Origin of the sequence: Tahibacter sp. (assembly GCF_035481375.1) — a bacterium.
Classification (GTDB): Bacteria; Pseudomonadota; Gammaproteobacteria; order Xanthomonadales; family Rhodanobacteraceae; genus Tahibacter.
In genome coordinates, this window is record NZ_DATIGT010000082.1 from 1 (window position 1) to 6,061 (window position 6,061).

Annotated in this window: 6 protein-coding genes; 3 read left to right on the forward strand and 3 right to left on the reverse strand. The window is 69.1% G+C overall.

Annotated features, from left to right (window positions below; genetic code table 11):
* From VLF18_RS04665 to VLF18_RS04675, 3 genes are all read right to left on the reverse strand, one after another.
* The coding region (locus VLF18_RS04665; protein WP_325278457.1) for a DNA topoisomerase at positions 1-944 on the reverse strand (944 nt) is incomplete at its 3' end.
* Between the two features lie 176 nt (positions 945-1,120).
* Entirely contained in the window at positions 1,121-2,272 is a 1,152-nt protein-coding gene (gene dprA, locus VLF18_RS04670; RefSeq protein WP_325278458.1) for a DNA-processing protein DprA, read from the reverse strand.
* Between the two features lie 112 nt (positions 2,273-2,384).
* Positions 2,385-3,539 carry a LysM domain-containing protein gene (locus VLF18_RS04675; protein WP_325278459.1) on the reverse strand — a complete coding sequence of 385 codons (1,155 nt, stop codon included), beginning with the start codon at positions 3,537-3,539 and terminating at the stop codon, positions 2,385-2,387.
* A 215-nt stretch (positions 3,540-3,754) separates the two neighbouring features.
* Between VLF18_RS04675 and def the strand changes: the two genes are divergently transcribed.
* The 3 genes from def to VLF18_RS04690 form a co-directional block, all read left to right on the forward strand.
* Positions 3,755-4,255, forward strand: coding sequence for a peptide deformylase (gene def / locus VLF18_RS04680; RefSeq protein ID WP_325278460.1), 501 nt, complete (start codon positions 3,755-3,757; stop codon positions 4,253-4,255).
* A gap of 17 nt (positions 4,256-4,272) precedes the next feature.
* Positions 4,273-5,205: a methionyl-tRNA formyltransferase gene (fmt, locus tag VLF18_RS04685; RefSeq protein ID WP_325278462.1), complete on the forward strand. Its 933-nt coding sequence runs from the start codon at positions 4,273-4,275 to the stop codon at positions 5,203-5,205.
* Positions 5,202-6,061 (forward strand): transcription antitermination factor NusB (locus tag VLF18_RS04690; protein ID WP_325278461.1); only part of this gene is annotated, 860 nt, incomplete at its 3' end. The genes fmt and VLF18_RS04690, both read left to right, overlap by 4 nt.

Consider the following 6,061-nt stretch of genomic DNA (forward strand, 5'->3'; position numbering starts at 1 on the left):
ACCGAGTCGGTACGCATGTAGCTGATCAGGCCGACGGTGCCTTCCTCGTCGCCGATGTTGACGCCTTCGTACAGCTTCTGCGCCACCTGCATGGTCTTGCGGGTGGTGAAGCCGAGCTTGCGCGAGGCTTCCTGCTGCAGCGTGGAGGTGGTGAAGGGTGGCGCCGGACGACGCTTGCGTTCCTTGCTGCTGACATCGGTGACGTGCAGCGAGCCCTGCGCGGCCTGCTGGATGCGCAGGCGCGCGGCTTCGGCGGTGTCGCCGTCGGTGACGGTGAACTGTTCGAACTTCTGTCCGTCGAGCTTCGTCAGCTTGGCGGTGAAGGGCTGGCGCGGATGCGCGCACTCGGCTTCGATGCTCCAGTATTCGCGGGCGACGAAGGCTTCGATCTCCTCCTCGCGCTCCACGATCATGCGCAGCGCCGGCGACTGCACGCGGCCCGCGGACAGACCGCGCTGGACCTTGCGCCAGAGCACCGGCGACAGGTTGAAACCGACGAGGTAGTCGAGCGCGCGGCGCGCCTGCTGCGCGTTCACGAGGTCGAGCGAGAGTTCGCGCGGATGGTCCACCGCGTCCTTGATCGCCTTGGGCGTGATCTCGGAGAACACCACCCGGTGCACGTCCTTGCCCTCGAGCAGGCCGCGCTCGCGCAGGATCTCGCTGATGTGCCAGCTGATGGCCTCGCCTTCGCGATCCAAGTCGGTCGCGAGGTAGAGGGCTTCGGCCTTGGCTGCCGCCTTGGCGATCGCATCGACATGCTTTTCGTTCTTGTCGATGACCGCGTACTGCATCGCGAACTTCTGGTCGGGGTTGACGGCGCCTTCCTTGGGCACGAGATCGCGCACATGGCCGTAGGAGGCAAGGACCGTGAAGTCCTTGCCGAGATACTTGTTGATCGTCTTGGCCTTGGCTGGCGATTCGACGATGAGTAGGTTCTTGGCCATTGCGGGTGGCGCGTCCTCTGCGCGGGCTATCGGCGTACCGGTAACCGCTGGGTCGATTGCATGGGGCGGACGCACTGTCCGGCGTCCTCTTTTTTCATCGTGCACACAGGCCGCTCGGTGCTGTCAAGCCAGACTGAATGACAGCGCGACGCGGTCCAGCATGGGCGGCGGCGAAGTCAGAGCCGCTGGTAGCGCCCTCCGCCGACACTGGTGACATCGCCGTCGAGTTCAAGCAGCAACAGCATCGACGACAGCGCCGGCACGCCGAATCCGGTCCGCGCGGCGAGCTCGTCGAGGCTGACCGGGTCGTGGCCCAGCGCTGCCAGCACGCGGGTGTAGTCGGCGTCGCGCGCCGCTGCCGGCATGGCGACAGGGCCCGCTTCGGCCGTCGGCACCGGAGCGTCCAGCCGCTCGCGCAACCGTTCGCCGAGCGCGCGGGCGAGCGGGGCGAGCTCGTCGACGATCTCGGTCGCGGTCTCGACAAGCCGCGCACCCTGCCGGATCAGCTGGTGGCATCCGCGCGCGAGCGGGTTGTGGATCGACCCCGGCAGCGCGAACACCTCGCGGCCCTGCTCCCCGGCCAGGCGCGCCGTGATCAGCGAGCCCGACTGGACGCCGGCCTCGACGACGAGCACGCCGAGCGACAGTCCGGCGATCACGCGGTTGCGTCGCGGGAAGTGTGCCGGGCGCGCCTCGATGCCCGGCGGGAATTCGGTAACGACGGCGCCCGCGGCCGCGATGCGTGCCGCAAGCGCGCCGTTGCGCCGCGGATAGACGAGATCCGGCCCGGTGCCCGTGACGGCAACCGTAGCGCCGCCCGCGTCGAGCGCGGCCGCGTGCGCGGCGCCGTCGACGCCGTCGGCCAGCCCGCTGGTCACGACGAACCCCGCCGAGGCCAGGTGCGCGGCAAAGCTGCGTGCGTTCGCGAGCCCGCCGGCCGTCGCACTGCGCGCACCGACGATCGCAATCTGCGGACGCCAGAGCAGGCTGATGTCGCCAGTCACGAACAGTGCCGCCGGAGCGGCGCCGGCCTCGCGCAGCAGCGCGGGATAGTCGGCGTCGTCCCAGGTCAGCAGGCGCCGGTCCGGTGCCGCCGCGAGCCAGTCGAGGTCGGCGTCGACGCGCACGCGGTCCGGCGCGCGCAGCCGGGCCAGCGTCTCGTCGCCGAGTGCGAACTCGCGCCGCAGCCGCTCGATGTCCGCCAGCGCCGCGGCCGCGCCGCCGGCACGCGTCACCAGGCTGCGCAGGCCGGCGGCGCCCAGGCCCGGCGCGCGCAGCAGCACGAGCCAGGCGTGGGTTTCGGCGGTGTCGGGCGTCGAAGCGCTCATGCGGCCAGTGTAGGAACGCGCACAAAAAAAGCGCCGGCTTGCGCCGGCGCTTCTGGCTCGGAAACGGCGGGCGGAAGGCTCGGAATATTCCTGGCCTTCCGCGGCGCGAGACTCATTCCGGCGCGGTCAGCACGTCGTGCAGGTGCACCGGACGCAGGCCGTCCATGACGAGGCCGTAGCTCACGCGGTCGAACGTGCGGAAGATCATCACGTGACCGATGTACTCGGCCGGCAGCGTGACCTTCGAATCGTTCGGGTTGAAGAAGTTGCGCGCACCGCCTTCGGGATATTTGTACTGGTCCGTGATGCGCTCGCCCGGGTGGTAGATCGAGAAGGTCTGGCCGTTCTCGATGCCGTCGGCCGAACCGCGCGACAGCGCGACGACCTGCTTCGGACCGATCGCGTTGAGCGCGTCGGTGAACGCGAGCACTTCGAAGCTCGTCGGCACGCTCTTGGGCGCGTGCGGGAAATACTGCGAGTCGTACGGGCGATCCTCGATCGGCATGATCAGGTCGCCGGGACGGATCTCGTAGTCGGAATAGGTGATCAGCAGCGAGCTCGGATCGCCGGTGCGCGTGACCTGCGCGTTGGCGATGACCTGCACTTCGTAGCCGAGGATGCTCGAGTTCCGCCCGAACATGTTTTTGACCGGATTGTTGTGCCAGAGCATCTTGTTCTGGCCGTGCGTCGTGTCGAGCACGCGCGCGTGCGTCGTCGGCGGATTGCCCTTCTTGCCTTCGACGGAGTAGTACAGGTGCGTCGGACGGACGATCACGAACGCATCGCCGGGCTTCGCATCGAGGCCGCGCACGTAGGCGAGGTTGCCGTTGACCGCGCGCAGCTTGTTCTCTTCGACCGCGACGATGTGGGGCAGGCCCTTGAACGTGTTCTCGTCGACGACGCGCATGTTCTTGAGGAACTGCTCGATGTCCTTGAGACTGATCGGCTGGATCGCATCCTCGAGCGGCTCGCGACGCACGCGGGGGCCGCCGCCGGTCAGGCGGGCGCCGCCGTTGTTCAGATAGGAGAGGTTGAGCACGTCGCCCGGATAGATCAGGTGCGGGTTCTCGACCTGCGGGTTGGCCTGCCAGATCTCCGGCCAGAGCCACGGTTTCTTGAGGAAGCGGGCCGAGATGTCCCAGAGGGTGTCTCCGCGCTTCACCGTATAGGTGTCGGGGTGTCCGTTGCGCAGCTCCGACTCGCTGACGGCAAAAGCCGTGAGCGCGACGAGCAATCCGGCAAAAAGTGCAGGTAGTTTTTTAAGCATGGCCGCCAATTACCTGATTCCCCAAGGGCATCGTGAGTGTAGCCGAAGAAAATGCGCACGCAAGCCGTGTCCGCCCGAGGCCGGGGTCCGGCCGCCGCGCGACCGCCGGCGGCTCCCCCCGCCGCGGACAATTCCGCGTAGAATTTCCGCATGTTACGCGTGGAACGGAACCTGCTTCCGCCAACTTCCGCGCAGATTCTTTCGAGGTAGCCCCCATGGCCAAGCTGACGATCCTGGAATTTCCCGACCCGCGCCTGCGGACCAAGGCGCTGCCCGTGACCGAGTTCGGGCCCGAACTGGCCCGTCTCGTGGCCGATATGTTCGAAACCATGTACGAGGCGCCCGGCATCGGGCTCGCGGCGACCCAGGTCAACGTGCACAAGCAACTGCTCGTGCTCGACGTGTCCGAAGAAAAGAACCAGCCGCACGTCTTCTGCAATCCGCGCATCCTCGCCAAGGACGGCATCCAGACCTACCAGGAAGGCTGCCTGTCGGTGCCGGGCATCTTCGCCGACGTCGAACGCGCGAACCTGATCACGGTCGAGGCCGAGGACGCGTCCGGCAAGACGTTCACGCTTCAGGCCGACGGCCTGCTCGCGGTCTGCGTCCAGCATGAGATGGATCATCTGGCCGGCCGCCTGTTCGTCGACTATCTTTCGCCGCTCAAGCGCGAAATGGTGCGCAAGAAGCTCGAAAAGCAGCGTCGCAGCGCCTGACCCCGATGACATCGCCCCTGCGCGTGGTGTTCGCCGGAACGCCGGAATTCGCCGTGCCCTGCCTCGACGCCTGCGTCCAGCCCGGCATCGAGATCGCCGCTGTCTACACCCAGCCCGACCGTCCGGCCGGTCGCGGCCGCAAGCTCGCCGCGAGCCCGGTCAAGGAATTCGCGCTCGCGCACGGCTGGCGCGTCGATCAGCCCGAGAATTTCCGCAGTCCCGAGGCGCGCCAAGCGCTCGCCTCGCATGCGCCCGATCTCATGGTCGTCGTCGCCTACGGCCTGATCCTGTCGCAGAAAGTCCTCGACATCCCGCGCTTCGGCTGCTGGAACGTGCACGCCTCGCTGCTGCCGCGCTGGCGCGGCGCCGCGCCGATCCAGCGCGCCGTGCTCGCCGGCGATGCGCGCAGCGGGGTCTGCCTGATGCAAATGGAGAAGGGTCTCGATACCGGACCGGTCATCGACTGCGTCGAACTGGACGACATCTCCCGCGAGACCGGCGGTTCGCTGCATGACCGGCTCTCGGCCTGCGGCGCGCAGGTGCTCGCGCGGCAGCTGGCGCAGCTCGTCGCCACGCGCGCGCGTCCGGCCAGCCGGGCGCAGCCCGAGGACGGCGTCGAATACGCGCACAAGCTCGACAAGGCCGAGGCGCTGGTCGACTGGCGCAATGCGGCTGCGGCGATCGAGCGCAAGGTCCGCGCATTCAATCCGTGGCCGGTCGCCGAAGCCGATGTCGCCGGCGAGCGCCTGCGCATCTGGGCCGCCGACGCGCTGCCCGGATCCGCGAGCGCCACGCCGGGCAGCGTGGTCGCCGCAAGCCGCGACGGCCTCGACATCGCCACCGGCGACGGCCTGCTGCGCATCCGCGAACTGCAGCGCGCCGGCGGACGCCGCATGGCCGTACTCGACTATCTGAACGCGCGGCCCGATCTGCGCCGGCCGGCCGCATGAACGACGCGCGCGCACTCGCCGCGCAGGCCCTCGACCAGATCGTGCGCGGCGGCGTTTCGCTGCGCAGCGCCTTCGCCGAGGTCGCGCCGCGACTGTCCGATCCGCGCGACCGCGCGTTCGTCTCGGCGTTGTTGCGCGACGGCGCGCGCTGGTGGCTGCGCTACGACGCGGTGCTTGGCAGGCTGCTGCAGAAACCCCTGCGCGGACGCGAGCCCGTCGTGCATGCGCTGCTCGTGATCGGACTCGTGCAGCTCGCCGTCATGGCGTTGCCGGAATATGCCGCGGTCGCCGGCACGGTCGATGCCGTGCGCGCGCTCAAGCGTCCGCAGCTCGCCGGTCTCGTCAACGCGGTGCTGCGCCGCTTCCTGCGCGAGCGCGCCGCGCTCGAGGTCGCGATCGGCGCCGATCGCCTGCTCGCGAGCGCGCACCCGGACTGGCTCGTGCAGCAGTTCGCGCGCGACTGGCCGGACGATGTCGACGGGATCCTCGCCGCGAACAACGCGCCCGCGCCGCTGGTGCTGCGTGCGAACCGGCGCCGTACGACGTCGGCCGTCCTCGTCGATCGGCTGCTCGGCGCAGGCCATGCCGCTGCCGCGCACGACTGGCTGCCCGATGCGATCGTGCTCGAGGAAAGCACCGACGTGACCGCGCTGCCGGGCTATGCGAGCGGCGACTTCTCGGTGCAGGACGGCGCGGCACAGCTCGCGCCCGACCTGCTCGATCTGCGCGACGGCCTGCGCGTGCTCGACGCCTGTGCCGCGCCCGGCGGCAAGACCGCGCATTGCCTGGAACGTCACACGCTCGATCTCGTCGCGCTCGATCGCGATCCGCAGCGGCTCGCGCAGGTCCGCGACAA

What these genes read in the sequence shown, in the direction of transcription:
- dprA (WP_325278458.1), bottom strand. Translation starts at nt 2,272, where the DNA reads ATGAGCGCTTCGACGCCCGACACCGCCGAAACCCACGCCTGGCTCGTG.
- VLF18_RS04675 (WP_325278459.1), bottom strand. Translation starts at nt 3,539, where the DNA reads ATGCTTAAAAAACTACCTGCACTTTTTGCCGGATTGCTCGTCGCGCTC.
- def (WP_325278460.1), top strand. Translation starts at nt 3,755, where the DNA reads ATGGCCAAGCTGACGATCCTGGAATTTCCCGACCCGCGCCTGCGGACC.